The following is a 15,602-nucleotide window of genomic DNA, read 5'->3' as shown; positions in this document are numbered from 1 at the left end:
GCGTTACCGTTCCTCGGCCCGTCCGGGTCGCAGACATGGGGGCACGGTCATGGGACGACGCACGCTCTACCGGCGCGGGGGTCGTCGCCTGGCGACGCTCGCCGTCGTCGCGCTCGCCGGGTCGGTCCTCTCCGTGACGGCTGCCCCCGCCCAGGCCGCACCGGTGACGGCACCGGCAGCCGCGGCCACCGCCGCAGCCCCCGCTGCCACCGAGTTCGGCCCCGCGGACACCTGCCAGGTCTACGTCGTCCCGGACCAGGTCGGCCAGATCGACGTCCAGCTCGTCGGCGGCGCCGGGTTCGCCGGAGGCGGCACCGGCAACTCCGGTGGCCGAGGCGGCGACGTCACCGCGCGCCTGGACGTCCAACCGGGGGAGTACCTCTACGTGGTCGTGCCCGGCGCGGCCGGCGGGACCGGCCGCGAGCAGGTCGGCGGCGGCGCCCGGCACCGCGGCGGCGCCGGCGGCGACTCCCACAAGGGCTACGGCCAGTTCAACGCGATCGACTACGGCGGCGGGGGCGGCGGCGCGACCTGGCTGTCCACCGACAACGCCAGCTGCGGCAGCTCCGGCACGGCGGTCAACGGCGACGCCGTGCTGGCCGTCGCCGGCGGCGGTGGTGGCGGCGGGTCCAGGTCCCCCGGCGGCAACGGCGGCCCTGGCGGCGACGCCGGCAGCCCTGGCGGCGCGACGCGGCACTGCTACCCGATCTTCGGCGGCTGCTCGACCGGCAGCAACGGCGGCGGCGCCGGCGGCCTGCACGGTGGCGGCGCCGGCGGCGCCTCGGGAGCGGGCGGCGGCACCTACCTCGGCTGGGCCCCGACCGGCACCGGCGCCAGCGCGCTCTACCGCAACGGCGGCTCGGTCTCCGAGGGTGACCAGTTCGGCGGCGGCGGCGGCGGCGGCTGGTTCGGCGGCGGACAGGGTGGCTCCTTCCTGGGCACCTACGGCGGCGGCGGTGGCGGCTCCAGCTACGTCGTGCCCGGCCGTACGTCGGCCGGCACCACGCCCCGCCTCGCGGTCAACACCTCGGGCTACACGCCGTTCCTCAGCATCACGCCCGTGGCCAGCCGACGCCTGACCGTGGCGACCGACGGCACCGGCTCCGGCCGGGTCACTAGCGGTGACGGGCGGGTCGACTGCGGCACCGCCGCGACGACCTGCGTCGCGACGTACGACACCGGCGCGTCGGTGACCCTGACCGCCGTACCGGGCGCGAACCAGCGCTTCGCCGGCTGGCGCGGCGGCACCTGCGCGGGCCTCGAACTCACCTGCGCGGTCACCATGGACCAGCGGCACAGCGTCACCGCGACCTTCCACCAGCTCCGTCGCCTCACCTGGTCGACCGACGGCGACGGCGGCGGCGAGATCACGACCTCCCCGGCCGGCTTCCCCTGCGGGCCCGGCTGCACCGACGTCGACACCGGCACCGCGGTGACGCTGCGCCAGACCCCCGACGCCTCCTCGGTCTTCCGCGGCTGGCGCGACGGCCGCGGCACCTGCACCGGCCTGGGCCTCTGCACCGTCACGCTGACCGACCGGGCCGTCCACGTCTACGCCGGCTACCGGCGCAACGTACTGACCGTCGGCACCCGCGGCGCCGGCGCCGGGACCGTCACCGGCACGGTGGACGGGAAGCCCTGCGCGACCACCGACTGCTCGGGCCGGCACCCCGACGGCACCGAGGTCGTCCTGACCCGCCACGCCGCCGTCGGCTCGACCGGCCAGTGGTGGACCTACCCCTGCACCGAGTCGTCCGAGACCTGCACGATCACCATGGACGGCTCGCACACCGTGATCGCCAGCTTCACGAAGAGCTCCCGGCGCCTCGACGTCGCCAAGGACGGCACCGGCGGCGGCCTGGTCACCAGCGACACCCCGGGCATCGCCTGCGCCGACGGCTGCGTCGACCGCTGGTTCGCGCTCGAGCAGTTCTCGACCGTGACGCTGCACGCCGCGGGCCTCAGCGGCACGCCGTCGCACGACAGCACCTTCACCGGCTGGTCGGGCGCCTGCTCCGGCACCGGTGACTGCACCGTCTCCCTCGACGAGGCGCGCGCCGTGCGGGCCACCTTCACGCTGGTGCCTCGCCACCGGCTGACCGTCCCCGGCTCCGAGGGCTCCGGCGCCGGCGGGGTCACCACCGACCTGCCGGGCCTGGACTGCGCCGACTTCTGCCAGACCGACGTCTACGACGGCACGCGGGTCGCGCTCACCGCGACCCCGGACGCGTCCACCTCGGTCCTCGACGGCTGGACCGGCGCGTGCGCCGGCAGCGGCGCCACCTGCACGCTCACGCTGGACCGCTCGCAGGCCGTGTCGCCGATCTTCATGCTGAAGCGCCACCGGCTCACCCTGGCCCGCACCGGCACGGGTGGTGGCACGGTCTCCAGCGAGCTCGTGCAGGTCGGGCCGTTCCCCGAGGACATCACCCTCGACTGCGGCGACGTCTGCGCGGCCGACCTCCCGCACGGCGTGTCCGTGCTGGTCCAGGCCGACCCGGCCGGCAACGCGCGGTTCACCGGGTGGAGCGGCGCCTGCGCCGGCACCGACCAGTGCCGCGTCACCATGGACCAGGCCCGCCACGTCACGGCGGAGTTCACCCGCAACGTCCGCCACCTCGAGGTGGCGACCGCCGGCACCGGTGGCGGCGTGGTCACCGGCGACGTCACCGGCGTCGACGGGACCGACCTCGACTGCGGCGACGTGTGCGCCACCGACTACGACCGGTTCACCAGCGTCGCGCTGACGGCGGTCCCGCGAGCGGCCGACTCCCGGTTCGTGCGCTGGACCGGCGCCTGCGAGACCACCGCGACGGTCTGCACCGTGCAGCTCTCCGAGGCCGCGTCCGCCACCGCGCACTTCGAGCTCAACACCGTCCGCGTCGCGACGACCGGCGGCGGCGCCGGCGTCGTGACCAGCGCCCCGTCCGGGATCGACTGCGGCGCGGTCTGTGCGGCGACGTACCCGGCCGGCGCGTCGGTGGTCCTCACGGCCACCCCGGAGGCCGGCTCCACCTTCGCCGGCTGGTCCGCGCCGTGCGCCAACGCCGGCACCGGCCCGTGCACGGTCGTCGCCGGCGGCGAGCGCTCCGTGGCCGCCTCCTTCACCACGACCCCCTCGGTGGCGGTCACGGTGGCCGGCACCGGCGCCGACCGCGGGAGCGTCTTCGACGGCGTCAGCGGCGGCATCTCCTGCGGGGCCGAGGGCTCCGGCGACTGCAGCCGCGACCTGTCGCCGGGCGAGTCCGTCAGGCTCGACGCGCACGCCGCCTTCAACGCCAGCGTCCGCTTCGACCACTGGGAGGGCGCCTGCTCCGGCACCGCCACCGCCTGCACGCTGACGCCCGGCGACGCCGTCGCAGCGCGCGCGGTCTTCACCCGCCACACCCGGCCCGTCACGGTCACCTCGGCCGGGACGGGCGGCGGCACGGTCGCGTCGACGCCTGTCGGCCTGACCTGCGCGGGCGCGGTCTGCGAGACCGAGGTCGGGATCGACGAGGACCTCAGCCTGAGCGCCACCCCCGACGAGGACTCCACCTTCGCGGGCTGGTCCGGCGACTGCACCGGTCCGGACAGCTGCCAGCTCGGCGCCACGCGCGACGTGGACGACTCGGGCGTCCCCCTCGAGGTGACGGCCACGTTCACGGCCCTGCCCAGGCCCACGCTCACCGTCGAGCCCCGCGGCGACGGCCACGGCTCGGTGACCTCCGACGTCGGCGGCATCGACTGCGCCGTCGGCGACTCCTGCACCGCGGCCCTGCGCTCCGGCACCCTCGTCTGGCTCACGGCGCACTCCGGCGCGCACACCGAGTTCGACGGCTGGGACGGCGACGCCTGCCTGGACGTCTCCGGCGACCGGTGCCGCGTGCGGCTCGACCAGGACACGACGGCCCGGGCGACGTTCCGCCTCCAGACCGGACTCGTCCACGCCGGCTCGGACGCCTACGACACCGGCGACGGCACCGTCGCGAGCAGCCCGGCCGGGATCACCGACTGCCTCGACTGCGAGGCCAGCTTCGAGATCGGTACGACGGTCACGCTCACCGCCACGCCCGCCGCCACCTCCACGTTCACCAAGTGGAGCGCCGGGTCGTGCACCAACCCCGACGCCGACATGACCGGTCGCTGCGAGGTGCTGGTCGGCTTCGCGCCGACGGTCGTCCAGGCGTCGTTCACCTACCACCGGATCACGCTGACCGGCTCGACGGAGGGCGGCAGCGGCTCCGGCTACGTGCGGTTCGGGACGACGCCGGCCTTCGACTGCGCCGGAACCTGCGTGGCGTCCTTCCCCTACCGCGCGGACGACAACGTCACGCTCACGCCCCGCGCCGACACCGGGATGCAGTTCGTCCGCTGGGCCACGTGCACCGGCCAGGTCGCCGCCGGGGACTGCCACCTGAGCATGTTCGAGCGCGACCACCAGGCGGTCGCCGTCTTCGAGCCGATCCAGCGCACCCTCACCACGGTCGTGCAGCGCGCCGGCACCGGGACAGCGACGGGCTCCGTCACCGTCCCGGCCACCGGGGCGACGTGCGCGTCGGGCAGCTGCCCGTTCACCTTCCGGCAGGGCGAGAAGGCGACCGTCGTCGCCACCCCCGGCCCCGACACCGCCTTCGACAGCTGGGCGGGCGCCTGCAGCGGTCAGGGCGCGGTCTGCACGCTGACCATGAACGCGGCCACCACCGTCACGGCCCGCTTCCGCGGCGTACGGCGCGACGTCACCGTCGTCAACGACGGCGGCGGGTCCACCACCTCCACGCTCACCCCGCTGCGCTGCTCGCAGGCGACCTGCACGGCGTCCCTCGAGCACGGGACCGTGGCCGGGATCGCAGCCAACCCCCTGCCGTACCACCACTTCGTCCGCTGGGAGGGCGCCTGCGCCGGTCAGGGCAGGAGCTGCTCCTTCACCGTGGACGGCGACGAGACGCTCACGGCGGTCTACCGCCACGACCCCTACGCGCTCGACGTCGCCCGGGCCGGCTCCGGCACCGGCACGGTCACCTCCGACGTGGGTGGCATCGCCTGCGGGGAGACCTGCTCGGCCCTGGTCGGCGCCGGCGACCTGGTGACCCTCACCGCGTCAGCGGGCGACGGGTCGACGTTCGTCGGCTGGGACGGCGCCTGCACCGGCACGTCGACCTCATGCACGCTGACGATGGACGACGCCCGCGCGACGACGGCGACCTTCGACCTGATGCCGCGACACCTCGGCGTCGAGCGCCTCGGCGCCGGCTCCGGCGTGGTCCGCTCCGAGCCCGACGGGATCGACTGCGGCAGCGACTGCGCCGGCGACCTCGCCCAGGGCGCCACGGTGACGCTCACTGCCGTCCCCGACGCCGGCTCGGCATTCGCCGGCTGGGGCGGCGACTGCGCCGACGTCACCGGCACGACCTGCGAGCTCGCGATGGACGGCGACCGCGAGGTCACGGCGACGTTCGACCCGCTGCCGCGGCACGCGCTCACGGTGACCCGCGCCGGCAGCGGCTCCGGCACCGTCACCGGCGACCCCGCCGGCCTCAGCTGCGGCACGACGTGCGTGCAGACACTGCCCTCCGACGCCGTCGTGACGCTCACGGCGACGCCCGACGCCGGCTCGGTCTTCACCGGCTGGTCCGGGTCCGGCTGCTCCGGCACCGAGCCCTGCCGGGTGGAGCTGACCGAGGCGCGCACCGTCCAGGCGACGTTCACCGTCGTCGCGCAGGCCACGACCACCGCCCTGACCCTCACTCCGGCGACCCGGGCCTACGGCCGCGCGAGCACCGCCGTCGTCACCGTCGCCGGGCCGAGCCCCGCTACCGGCCGGGTCGAGCTCTACGACGGCGCCACGCTGCTCGCGACGGCCGACCTGGTGGGCGGCACGGCCCGCCTCCCGCTCGCGGCGACGCTGGCCGTGGGCTCGCACACCCTGACGGCGACGTACGTCGGCTCGGAGCGCCTCACCGGCTCCGCCTCGCCGTCGCGGCGGCTCACCGTCACCAAAGCCCCGGTCACCCTGACCGGCAAGCTCGCCTCGGCGAAGATCAAGGCCAAGGCCCGCGGGTCGGTCAAGGTCACCGCGGTCGCCGTGGGCTTGGTGCCGACCGGCGCCGTGGTCGTCAAGGAGGGGGCCAAGGTCCTCGGCCGAGGCACGCTGCGCAACGGCGTCGTCACCGTCGTCCTGCCGCGGCTGGCCAAGGGCACCCACCGCCTCGTGGTCACCTACGCCGGCTCCGCGACCGTCGCGGCCGCGACCACCAAGCCCCTCGTCCTGAAGGTCACCTGACCGCCCCTGCACACCGCCGGGGCGGCGCGGTCGACTCGCGCACGACCAGGGTCACGGGGAGCAGGACGGAGCGGGCGGAGCGGGTCGGGTCGGCGATGGCGTCGAGGAGGAGGCGGGCGGCCTCGGCGCCGATCTGCTGGTGGGGGATGGCGATCGTCGTCAGCGGCGGGCCGAGCTTGTCGAGGAAGGGCATCCCGTTGAAGCCCACCACCGACAGGTCGTCGGGGCACGAGATGTCGCGCTCGGACAGCACGTCGTAGCAGCCCAGCGCGATCAGGTCGTTGGCCGCGACGACCGCGGTGAACTCCGCGTCGCCGTCGAGGAGCGTGCGCAGCCCCTCCGCGCCGGCGTCCTCGCTCCACCGGTGGCAGACCACTGTGAGCCGCGGGTCGTCGTCCAGCCCCAGGTCGCGCACGGCGTTGCGGAAGGCGCGGGCCCGCACCCCACCGGTCGAGGTGGTCGTCGGGCCGGCGAGGTGCGCGATCCGGGTGTGCCCGAGGCCCGCCAGGTGCTCGACCGCCAGCGCGACGCCGGCGGCGTCGTCGGGCACGGTGGACGGTACGTCGAAGCCGTGCGGGCGTCGGTTGACCATCACCATCGGCACCCGCTCGCGGTGCAGCTGCTCGAGCAGCGGGTGGTCGACGAGGGCCGTGGCCACGATGAGGCCCTCCACCTGCCGCGAGCGCAGCAGGTCCACCTGGGTCCGCTCGCGGAGCAGGTCGTTGTCGGTGTTGACGATCAGGCCGCTGTAGCCCGCGGGCTCGAGCACCTCCTCGATGCCGCGCACCACGGGCGGGAAGAACGGGTTCGTGAGGTCGGGGATGACCAGCCCGATGGTGCCCGACTTGGCGGTCTTGAGCCCGCGCGCCATCGGGTTGGGCCGGTAGCCCAGGGTCTCGGCCACCTTCATCACGCGCCGCGCGGTCTCGGCGTTGACCAGCCCCCGGGTGGCGGGGTTGAGCGCTCGCGAGGCGGTCGCCGCGTGGACACCCGCGCCCTCGGCCACGTCGCGCAGGGTGGGCGTCCCGTGGGGACCCGCGGCCATCAGGCGCTCTCCGTCGGACGGTGCCAGCGGCTGCGCGCGTACGCCGCCCCCAGCGCGAGCGGCACGGCGAGGACCGCGCCGGCGCCGAAGATCACCGAGTAGCGGCCCGCGTCGGCCAGGCCGGCGACGAGCACCGCCGCGATCGCGCTGCCGACGAACAGCGACCCGGCGAAGAACGACACGACCGTGGCCCGCTCGCCGGGCAGCACCTCCGTGGCCCAGGTCTGGAGCGAGGAGTGCATGGCGGTCCAGGCCAGCCCGAGCACGCAGGCGCCGGCGACGGTCATGGCCGGCTCCTGCGAGACGGCCAGCAGCGCCGAGGTGAGCACCGCGGCTGCGCCGCCCAGGGCGATCAGCCGCGTGGGGTGCCAGCGCTGCGAGAGCCGCCCGACGACCTGCGCGCACACGACCACCGAGATGCCGTAGACCCCGGTGGCGGCGCCGGCCACGGCCGCGGTGGCGCCGGTGTGCTCGGCGGCGGGCGGCATCAGCGTGAGGACGCCGAGCAGGACGACGCCCTCGGTGAACGCGAAGAGCAGCACCAGCAGGGTGACTTGGGAGCGCCCGATGCGTCGTAGCGGCGCGAGCAGCGAGCCCGTCCGGGGGACGAGGTCGGGCTCCGGCAGACGACGCAGCGCCCAGGCGAGCAGCACCGCGGAGCCGCCGGTCACGACGAAGGCGAGGCGCCACGAGACCAGGTGGGCCAGGACGCCGGAGCCGACGGAGGCCAGGGCCGTGCCGACGGCCACGCCGACCATGAGCCGCGCGATGTCGCGCTGACGGACCGCCGCGGGCACGGTGTCCCCGATGTAGATCAGGCTCGAGGGGTACGCCGCCCCGAAGAACCCGCCCGCCAGCCCGCGCGCGAGCGCCAGCACGAGCAGGGTGGGGGACAGCGCCGACCCGATGGCGCACAGGCCGGCGAGCAGCAGGGTCAGGCGCATGGTGCGCACCCGCCCGAGCCGGTCGGAGACCATGCCCCAGACGGGCTGGCTGAGCCCGTAGACGAGGAAGTAGGCGCCGGCCGCCTGGACGACCACGCCCAGCGGGACGTCGAGGTCGTGCGCGATCGCCACCAGCATCGGCGGCATGGCGAAGCGGTCCAGCGTGCTGACGAACGCCGTGACCTGGAGCAGCCGGATCGGACGCGTCGTCCCGCCCGGGGCGGTCACGCCCGGTCGCTAGCGCTGCACAAGACCCGACTCCGGCAGCAGGGCCGCCTCGAGGACGTCCACGCCGTCGACGACCTCCGGCAGGTACGTCGTGCGCAGCCGCACCAGCGTCGCCAGCGCCTGCGGGTCGACCTCGCCGTCGCGGACCAGGCCGTCGCTGGGGCTGCGCATCCGCTCGACGTAGCGCAGCGCGAGGGTGTCGTCGAGGTCGAGCCGTCGGGCCGCAGCCTCGGCGGCGACCTCGGTGAGCCCGCCGTCGAGGAGCTGCGCCGACGTCTCGGTCAGCGCAGCGGTGAGCGCCCGCGCGCTGGTCAGGTGTGTGTCTCCGGCGATCGCCACGACGGTCCCGAGGTAGGGCGCGCACACGTCGCTGGCGGTGGCCAGCAGCTCGCAGCCGGCGGCCTCGCCGACGAGCTCGTTGCCGGCGTTGAGCATGGTGGCCGCGCACGTGCCGGCCAGCAGCGCCTCGAGGCGCCGCGGCGTGGAGCCGAGGGCGACCAGCTCGTACTCGTCGCGCCCGACGCCGACCGACTCGGCGAGCGCGTACATCGCGAGCGCGAAGCCGGAGGTCGGCACGTCGACGCCGACCGACGCGCCGCGCAGGTCCTCCGCGCTCATCCCGGGCCGGGCGTAGAGGCCCAGGCCCATGCCGCGGTCGACGGCCCCGACGATGCGGACGTCGGCGAGCTCACCGAGCGGGTTGTGGGGGCTGAAGCGGTAGGCCAGGACGTTGTCGGGACTGGTCAGCGCGATGTCGAGCTCGCCGTCGAGCAGCGAGCGGAACTGACCGGGGGAGGACGTCACGGGCACCTCGGTGACGGCCAGGCCGTGGGCCTCCAGCCGGCCCGTGGAGGCGGCCACGTCGAGCAGCACCGACGGGGTGAACGATCCGGCGACGATGGTCTGCACGGGGTCTCCTCAACGATGGCGGACATGAGCACGGTAGTCGATCATGCAGTCGATTGCAGCAATCGTAGACCGCCTGTCCGAGCGGGCAGGACGCGACCCTCCGCGGCTTGACAGCGGTCCCTGCATCCTGAAGGCTGCACTCGATTGCATTACTCGGACTCCCACCGACGAAGGAGTGACCATGGACGCCCTCGTGAGCTCCGCCGTGGCGCACTGGGGTCCGCGGTTCACCGTCAACGGCGTCACCGTCGCCGACTTCGAGCGGGTCACCTCCGGCGTCGAGAGCTGGTCGGACTGGTGCTCCGCGTGGGTCGCGATGGGCGCCGAGCACGAGGCGCTCGGGCGCGACGCCCTGGCCGAGGGCCGCGACCGCTCGGCCGGCGAGCACCTGGCGCAGGCGGCGGTCTACCACCACTTCGCCAAGTTCGTCTTCGTCCAGGACGTCGCGCAGATGCGCGCCGCCCACGAGCGGGCCGTCGCCTGCCTGGACGCCGCCCTGCCCCACCTCGACCCGCCCGGCCGCCGCGTCGAGCTGCCCTTCGAGGGCACCCACCTCGTCGGCGTCCTCCGCCTGCCGCACGGCGAGGGCCCGCACCCGGTCGTGCTGATGTGCTCGGGCCTCGACTCCGCCAAGGAGGAGCTGCGCTCCACCGAGGACACCTTCCTCGCCCGCGGCCTGGCGACGCTCAGCCTCGACGGCCCCGGTCAGGGCGAGGCGGAGTACGACCTCCCGATCCGCGGCGACTGGTCGCCCGTGGCCGAGGCGGTCTGGGACTTCGTCGGCGGTGAGACCTCGCTCGACCGCGCGCGGCTCGGCGTCTGGGGCGTCAGCCTCGGTGGCTACTACGCGCCCCGCGTCGCCGCCGCCCTCGGCGAGCGCGTCCGCGCCTGCGTGGCCCTCGCCGGCCCCTTCAACTTCGGTGAGTACTGGGACGGGCTGCCCGAGCTCACCCGCGCCACCTTCCAGCTGCGGTCCGGCGCGTCGGACGACGATCAGGCGCGCCGGATCGCCACCACCCTGGGGCTGGCCGACGTCGCCGCCGACATCGTCGCCCCGCTCCTGATCGTCTTCGGGCGCCAGGACCGGCTGATCCCCTGGGAGAACGCCGTCCGGCTGCGCGACGCCGTCTCCGGACCGGTCGAGCTCCTGATGCTCGAGGAGGGCAACCACGGCTGCGCGAACGTCGCGCCGTGGCACCGGCCCCGCACCGCCGACTGGCTGGCCGCACGACTCAACGCAGGACCGGCCGCACCGCACGACGTACCCGCACCGCACACCACGAAGGCAGGCTGACATGGACACCACCACCGCACCCGAGACCGGCTCCCTCAAGATCGGCTGGATCGGCGCCGGCCGGATGGGCGCCGCCATGGCGAGCCGCCTGGCCCGTGCCGGCGAGGACGTCACGGTGTGGAACCGCACGCGGGCCAAGGCCGAGGCGCTCACCGACGTGGGCTGCCACGTCGCCGACACCATCGCCGACCTGCGCGGCCTCGACGTCGTGTTCACCATGGTCTCCACGCCCGCCGACCTCGAGCAGGTGCTGGTCGGCGAGGGCGGCCTGCTGGCCGACCCCGACCACGTGCCCGGCGTCGTCGTCGACACCTCCACCGTCGACGTGGCCTCCTCCGCGGCGATGCGCGCGGCCTGCGCCGAGCGCGGCGTGGCCTTCCTCGCCTCGCCCGTCAGCGGCAACGGCAAGGTGGTCACGGCCGGCGGCCTGAGCCTGGTCGTCTCCGGTCCCGAGGAGACCTACCAGCGCGTGGCCCCCCTGCTCGACCACCTCGGCAAGGGAGCGACGTACGTCGGCGAGGGCGACGTCGCGCGCCTGGCCAAGATCGCCCACAACCTGATGCTCGGCGTCGTCACCCAGTGCCTGGCCGAGATCACCGTGCTGGCCGAGAAGGGCGGGATGCCGCGGGCGGCGTTCCTGGAGTTCCTCAACAACTCCGTCATGGGCTCGGTGTTCACGCGCTACAAGACGCCGGCCTTCGTCAACCTCGACTACACCCCGACGTTCACGCCGATCCTGCTGCGCAAGGACTTCGACCTCGGCTTCGAGGCCGCGCACGATCTCGACGTGCCGATGCCGGTCTGCGCCGCCACGGCCGCCGCCGTCCAGGCCACCGTGAGCAGCGGCCGGGTGACCGAGGACTTCGCGATCCTGCTCGACCAGCAGGCCCACGCCTCCGGCATCACCCTGAAGTCCGAGGACGTGGCGGTCGACGACGGGCTCGGCGGATGAGCGGCATCCCCCTGCCGGCCCCCGGCCACATGGGGGTCGACTACGAGTCGCGCGTCGACTTCGACCGGCTGCGCTCCTACCGGCTGGACCGGGCCAAGCAGGCCCTGGAGTCCAGCGAGTGCGGGGCCTTCCTGCTCTTCGACTTCTACAACATCCGCTACACGACCCAGACCTGGATCGGCGGGGCGCTGGGCGACAAGATGATCCGCTACGCCCTGCTGGCGCGCGGGAAGGACCCGGTCCTGTGGGACTTCGGGTCGGCGGTCAAGCACCACAAGCTGCACTCCCAGTGGGTCCCGGAGGAGAACTACCGGGCCGGCTTCCTCGGCTTCCGCGGTGCGGTGGCGCCCTCGGTCGGGCTCATGGAGACCGCGGTCGCCGAGATCAAGTCGCTGCTCGTCGAGGCCGGCGTGGCCGACCTGCCGATCGGCATGGACATCGTCGAGCCGCCGTTCCTGTTCGAGATGCAGCGCCAGGGCCTGACCGTGGTCGACGCCCAGCAGCTGATGCTGGACGCGCGCTGCATCAAGAGCCAGGACGAGATCATCCTGCTCAACCAGGCCGCGGCCATGGTCGACGGCGTCTACCAGGACATCTTCGAGGCCCTCAAGCCCGGCGTGCGCGAGAACGAGATCGTGGCGCTGGCCAACAAGCGGCTCTACGAGCTGGGCTCCGACCAGGTCGAGGCCGTCAACGCCATCTCCGGCGAGCGCTGCAACCCGCACCCGCACAACTTCACCGACCGGATCATCCGCCCCGGCGACCAGGCCTTCTTCGACATCATCCACTCGTTCAACGGCTACCGGACCTGCTACTACCGCACCTTCGCGGTGGGCTCGTCCACGCCCGCGCAGCGCGACGCCTACACGAGGGCGCGCGAGTGGATGGACCGCGGCATCGACGGCATCAAGGCCGGCGTCGGCACCGACGAGGTCGCCGCCCTGCTCCCGAAGGCCGAGGAGTTCGGCTTCGGCAGCGAGATGGAGGCGTTCGGGCTCCAGTTCGCCCACGGGCTCGGGCTCGGGCTGCACGAGCGGCCGATCATCTCGCGGCTCAACTCCATGAAGGAGCCGGTGGAGCTCCAGGTCGGCATGGTCTTCGCGCTGGAGACCTACTGCCCCGCGAGCGACGGCTACTCCGCCGCCCGCATCGAGGAGGAGATCGTCATCACCGAGGACGGCCCCAAGATCCTCACGCTCTTCCCGTCGCAGGAGCTCGTCGTCACCAACCCCTACTGACCCGTCCTCCGGTGGTCGAGCAGCGAGGAGCGCGAGCGACGAGCGCCCGTCGAGACCCCGCAACCGCACCGACCACCTCTCTCGAAAGGCCCGCTCCCATGGGTGACTTCAGCCTCGACCAGATCCCCGACCTGCCGCTCGACCTCTGCGTCGGCGGCGCGCAGGTGCCGGCCTCCGACGGCAGCCGCTTCGACGTCCACGACCCGGCCACCGGCGAGGTCATCGCCTCGGTGGCCGACGGCTCGGTGGACGACGCGATCGCGGCCGTCGACGCCGCCGCCGCCGCGGCCGACGCCTGGGCCGCGACCGCGCCGCGCGAGCGCTCGGAGATCCTCCGCAAGGCGTTCGAGCTGATGCGCGAGCGCTCCGACGAGCTCGCCCACCTGATCTCGCTCGAGAACGGCAAGGCGCTCACCGACGCCCGGGGCGAGGTGGCCTACGCCGCCGAGTTCTTCCGCTGGTACGCCGAGGAGGCCGTGCGCGCCTCCGGCTCGGTGATGACCGCGCCGTCGGGTGCCAACCGGATCGTGGTGCTGCAGCAGCCGGTCGGGATCTGCGTGCTGGTCACGCCGTGGAACTTCCCGGCCGCCATGGCCACGCGCAAGATCGGCCCCGCGCTCGCCGCCGGGTGCACCGTCGTCCTCAAGCCCGCCAGCGACACCCCGCTCACGGCGCTGCTGATGGCCAAGATCCTCGAGGACGCCGGCGTCCCGGCGGGCGTCGTCAACGTGCTCCCCGCCCGCCGCTCCGGCGCCGTGGTCTCGGCGATGCTCCACGACCCGCGCGTGCGCAAGCTGTCGTTCACCGGCTCCACCGAGGTCGGCCGCGTCCTGCTGCGCGAGGCCGCGGACCAGGTCATCAACTGCTCGATGGAGCTGGGCGGCAACGCGCCGTTCCTGGTGCTCGACGACGCCGACCTCGACGCCGCCGTGGACGGGGCGATGATCGCCAAGATGCGCAACGCCGGTGAGGCCTGCACGGCCGCCAACCGCTTCTACGTCCACGCCGACGTCGCCGACGAGTTCAGCCGCCGCCTCGCCGAGCGGATGGGCGCGCTCCGCGTGGGCCCGGGCACCGCCGACGAGACCGAGGTCGGCCCGCTGGTCAACGAGGAGAGCGTCGCCAAGGTCGCCGAGCTCGTCGACGGCGCCGTCGCCGAGGGCGCCCGCGTCGTCCTCGGTGGGGGACGGCCGGACCGCGCGGGCTACTACTACGAGCCGACGGTCCTGCTCGACGTCCCGCGCACGGCGGGCATCCTGGGCGAGGAGATCTTCGGCCCGGTCGCCCCGGTGGTGACGTTCACCGACGAGGCCGACGCGGTGCGGATGGCCAACGACACCGAGTTCGGCCTGGTCTCCTACGTCTACACCTCCGACCTCGCCCGCGGCATGCGCGTCAGCGAGGCGCTCGACTCCGGCATGGTCGGCCTCAACCGCGGGCTGGTCTCCGACCCGGCCGCGCCGTTCGGCGGCACCAAGCAGTCCGGCGTGGGCCGCGAGGGCGGCCACGAGGGGATGCTCGACTACCTGGAGTCCAAGTACGTCGCCGTCACCTGGTAGGCGCGCGCCGTCGCCACTCGCGGAGCGGTGCCGGGTGTTCATGGGGCTCCAGCGAGCGGCGACCGGACGCCTAGGATGCCGCTGTGCAGACTCCGACGCTCCGTGATGTCGCCGAGGCCGCCGGTGTCCACGCCGCCACGGCGTCGCGAGCCCTCAACCCCGCGACGCGGGGACTGGTCAACGCGGTGACGGCGCAGCGGGTGATGAAGGTGGCCGAGACCCTCGGCTACCGCCCCAACCCGATCGCCCGCGGCCTCAAGACGGCCAAGTCCACGACCGTCGGCATCGTCATCCCGGACCTGACCAACCCGCTGTTCCCGCCCATCGTGCGCGGCATCGAGCGGGTGCTCGAGGCGGCCGGCTTCAGCGGGCTGATCGTCAACACCGACAACGACCCCGGCCGCGAGCGGGCGCAGGTGGAGTCGCTGCTCTCGCGCCAGGTCGAGGGGCTGATCGTCGCGACCGCGCTCGTCGAGCACCCGCTGCTCGAGCAGCTGCAGCGCCAGGGCGTGCGCATGGTCATGGTCAACCGCCGACCCGACGGGCTGGAGATCCCCTCGATCGTCCCGGACGACGCCACCGGGCTGGAGATGGCCGTGCGTCACCTCGCCTCGCTCGGGCACCGTCGCATCGCCCACCTCGCCGGGCCGCCCAACACCTCGACCGGGGTCGTGCGCGCCCGGTCGTTCCGCAGCACGGTGCGCGACCTCGGCCTCGACGACGACCCGGCGCTGGTCGCGACCTGCCGCTACTGGAGCGAGGCCGAGGGTGCCTCCGCGCTGCGCGGGCTGCTCGACCAGGACCTCGGGTTCACCGCGGTCGTCGCGGGCAACGACCTGATCGCGCTGGGCTGCTACGACGTGTTCGCCGAGCGGGGCATCGACTGCCCCGGCGACGTCAGCGTCGTGGGCTTCAACGACATGCCGTTCCTCGACAAGCTGCGCCCGCCGCTGACCACGATCGCCATCCCGCACCAGGAGATCGGCGCCGAGGCCGCGCGGCTGCTGCTCGAGTCGATCGCCGAGCCCGACCGCCAGGTGCGCTCGGTGCTCTTCCCGCTGACGCTCGTGGTGCGCGGGTCGACGGCGGCGCCGCGCGGCGCCTGACTCACACGGTTTCGAGACGGTTGCTGCGCAACCTCCTCAACCCACGACGCGCTCGCGCCACCTCC

Annotated in this window: 9 protein-coding genes; 6 read left to right on the top strand and 3 right to left on the bottom strand. The window is 74.2% G+C overall.

The window, feature by feature from the left end; translation table 11 throughout:
- The first annotated feature begins 49 nt into the window (after nucleotides 1-49).
- Nucleotides 50-6,262, top strand: a complete 6,213-nt coding sequence (locus tag E4622_RS22785; RefSeq protein WP_167736056.1) for an Ig-like domain repeat protein — start codon at nucleotides 50-52, stop codon at nucleotides 6,260-6,262.
- Here the strand turns inward: E4622_RS22785 and E4622_RS11815 are convergent.
- The 3 genes from E4622_RS11815 to E4622_RS11805 are packed head-to-tail and all read right to left on the bottom strand — an operon-like array spanning nucleotide 6,255 to nucleotide 9,388.
- Nucleotides 6,255-7,307, bottom strand: coding sequence for a LacI family DNA-binding transcriptional regulator (locus E4622_RS11815; RefSeq protein ID WP_134740370.1), 1,053 nt, complete (start codon nucleotides 7,305-7,307; stop codon nucleotides 6,255-6,257). The genes E4622_RS22785 and E4622_RS11815 overlap by 8 nt on opposite strands.
- Nucleotides 7,307-8,479 carry an MFS transporter gene (locus E4622_RS11810; protein WP_245155992.1) on the bottom strand — a complete coding sequence of 391 codons (1,173 nt, stop codon included), beginning with the start codon at nucleotides 8,477-8,479 and terminating at the stop codon, nucleotides 7,307-7,309. Before E4622_RS11810 ends, E4622_RS11815 begins: the two co-directional genes overlap by 1 nt.
- A gap of 9 nt (nucleotides 8,480-8,488) precedes the next feature.
- Nucleotides 8,489-9,388, bottom strand: coding sequence for an ABC transporter substrate-binding protein (locus tag E4622_RS11805; RefSeq protein WP_134740369.1), 900 nt, complete (start codon nucleotides 9,386-9,388; stop codon nucleotides 8,489-8,491).
- A gap of 181 nt (nucleotides 9,389-9,569) precedes the next feature.
- Here E4622_RS11805 and E4622_RS11800 point away from each other — a divergent pair, with 181 nt between their 5' ends.
- From E4622_RS11800 to E4622_RS11780, 5 genes are all read left to right on the top strand, one after another.
- Nucleotides 9,570-10,682, top strand: a complete 1,113-nt coding sequence (locus E4622_RS11800; RefSeq protein WP_134740368.1) for an alpha/beta hydrolase — start codon at nucleotides 9,570-9,572, stop codon at nucleotides 10,680-10,682.
- Nucleotide 10,683: 1 nt separating this feature from the next.
- Complete coding sequence (locus E4622_RS11795; RefSeq protein ID WP_134740367.1) at nucleotides 10,684-11,634, top strand: NAD(P)-dependent oxidoreductase; 951 nt, start codon at nucleotides 10,684-10,686, stop codon at nucleotides 11,632-11,634.
- The gene (locus tag E4622_RS11790; protein WP_134740366.1) at nucleotides 11,631-12,872 is read left to right on the top strand and encodes a Xaa-Pro peptidase family protein; all 1,242 of its coding nucleotides are present in this window, start codon (nucleotides 11,631-11,633) and stop codon (nucleotides 12,870-12,872) included. The genes E4622_RS11795 and E4622_RS11790 overlap by 4 nt, the downstream gene beginning before the upstream one ends.
- A 98-nt stretch (nucleotides 12,873-12,970) precedes the next feature.
- Entirely contained in the window at nucleotides 12,971-14,431 is a 1,461-nt protein-coding gene (locus E4622_RS11785) for an NAD-dependent succinate-semialdehyde dehydrogenase (RefSeq protein WP_134740365.1), read from the top strand.
- An 83-nt stretch (nucleotides 14,432-14,514) separates the two neighbouring features.
- Nucleotides 14,515-15,537 (top strand): LacI family DNA-binding transcriptional regulator, encoded by a 1,023-nt coding sequence (locus tag E4622_RS11780; RefSeq protein ID WP_134740364.1) that lies wholly within the window; start codon nucleotides 14,515-14,517, stop codon nucleotides 15,535-15,537.
- Nucleotides 15,538-15,602: the final 65 nt, after the last annotated feature.

Source organism: Nocardioides sp. 503 (assembly GCF_004522095.1).
GTDB lineage: Bacteria > Actinomycetota > Actinomycetes > Propionibacteriales > Nocardioidaceae > Nocardioides.
This window is presented reverse-complemented; position numbering and strand designations above follow the sequence as displayed.

Excerpts from the sequence above, each read along its gene's own strand:
- E4622_RS11800 (WP_134740368.1), top strand. The coding sequence starts at position 9,570 with ATGGACGCCCTCGTGAGCTCCGCCGTGGCGCACTGGGGTCCGCGGTTC.
- E4622_RS22785 (WP_167736056.1), top strand. The coding sequence starts at position 50 with ATGGGACGACGCACGCTCTACCGGCGCGGGGGTCGTCGCCTGGCGACG.
- E4622_RS11790 (WP_134740366.1), top strand. The coding sequence starts at position 11,631 with ATGAGCGGCATCCCCCTGCCGGCCCCCGGCCACATGGGGGTCGACTAC.
- E4622_RS11785 (WP_134740365.1), top strand. The coding sequence starts at position 12,971 with ATGGGTGACTTCAGCCTCGACCAGATCCCCGACCTGCCGCTCGACCTC.
- E4622_RS11795 (WP_134740367.1), top strand. The coding sequence starts at position 10,684 with ATGGACACCACCACCGCACCCGAGACCGGCTCCCTCAAGATCGGCTGG.
- E4622_RS11815 (WP_134740370.1), bottom strand. The coding sequence starts at position 7,307 with ATGGCCGCGGGTCCCCACGGGACGCCCACCCTGCGCGACGTGGCCGAG.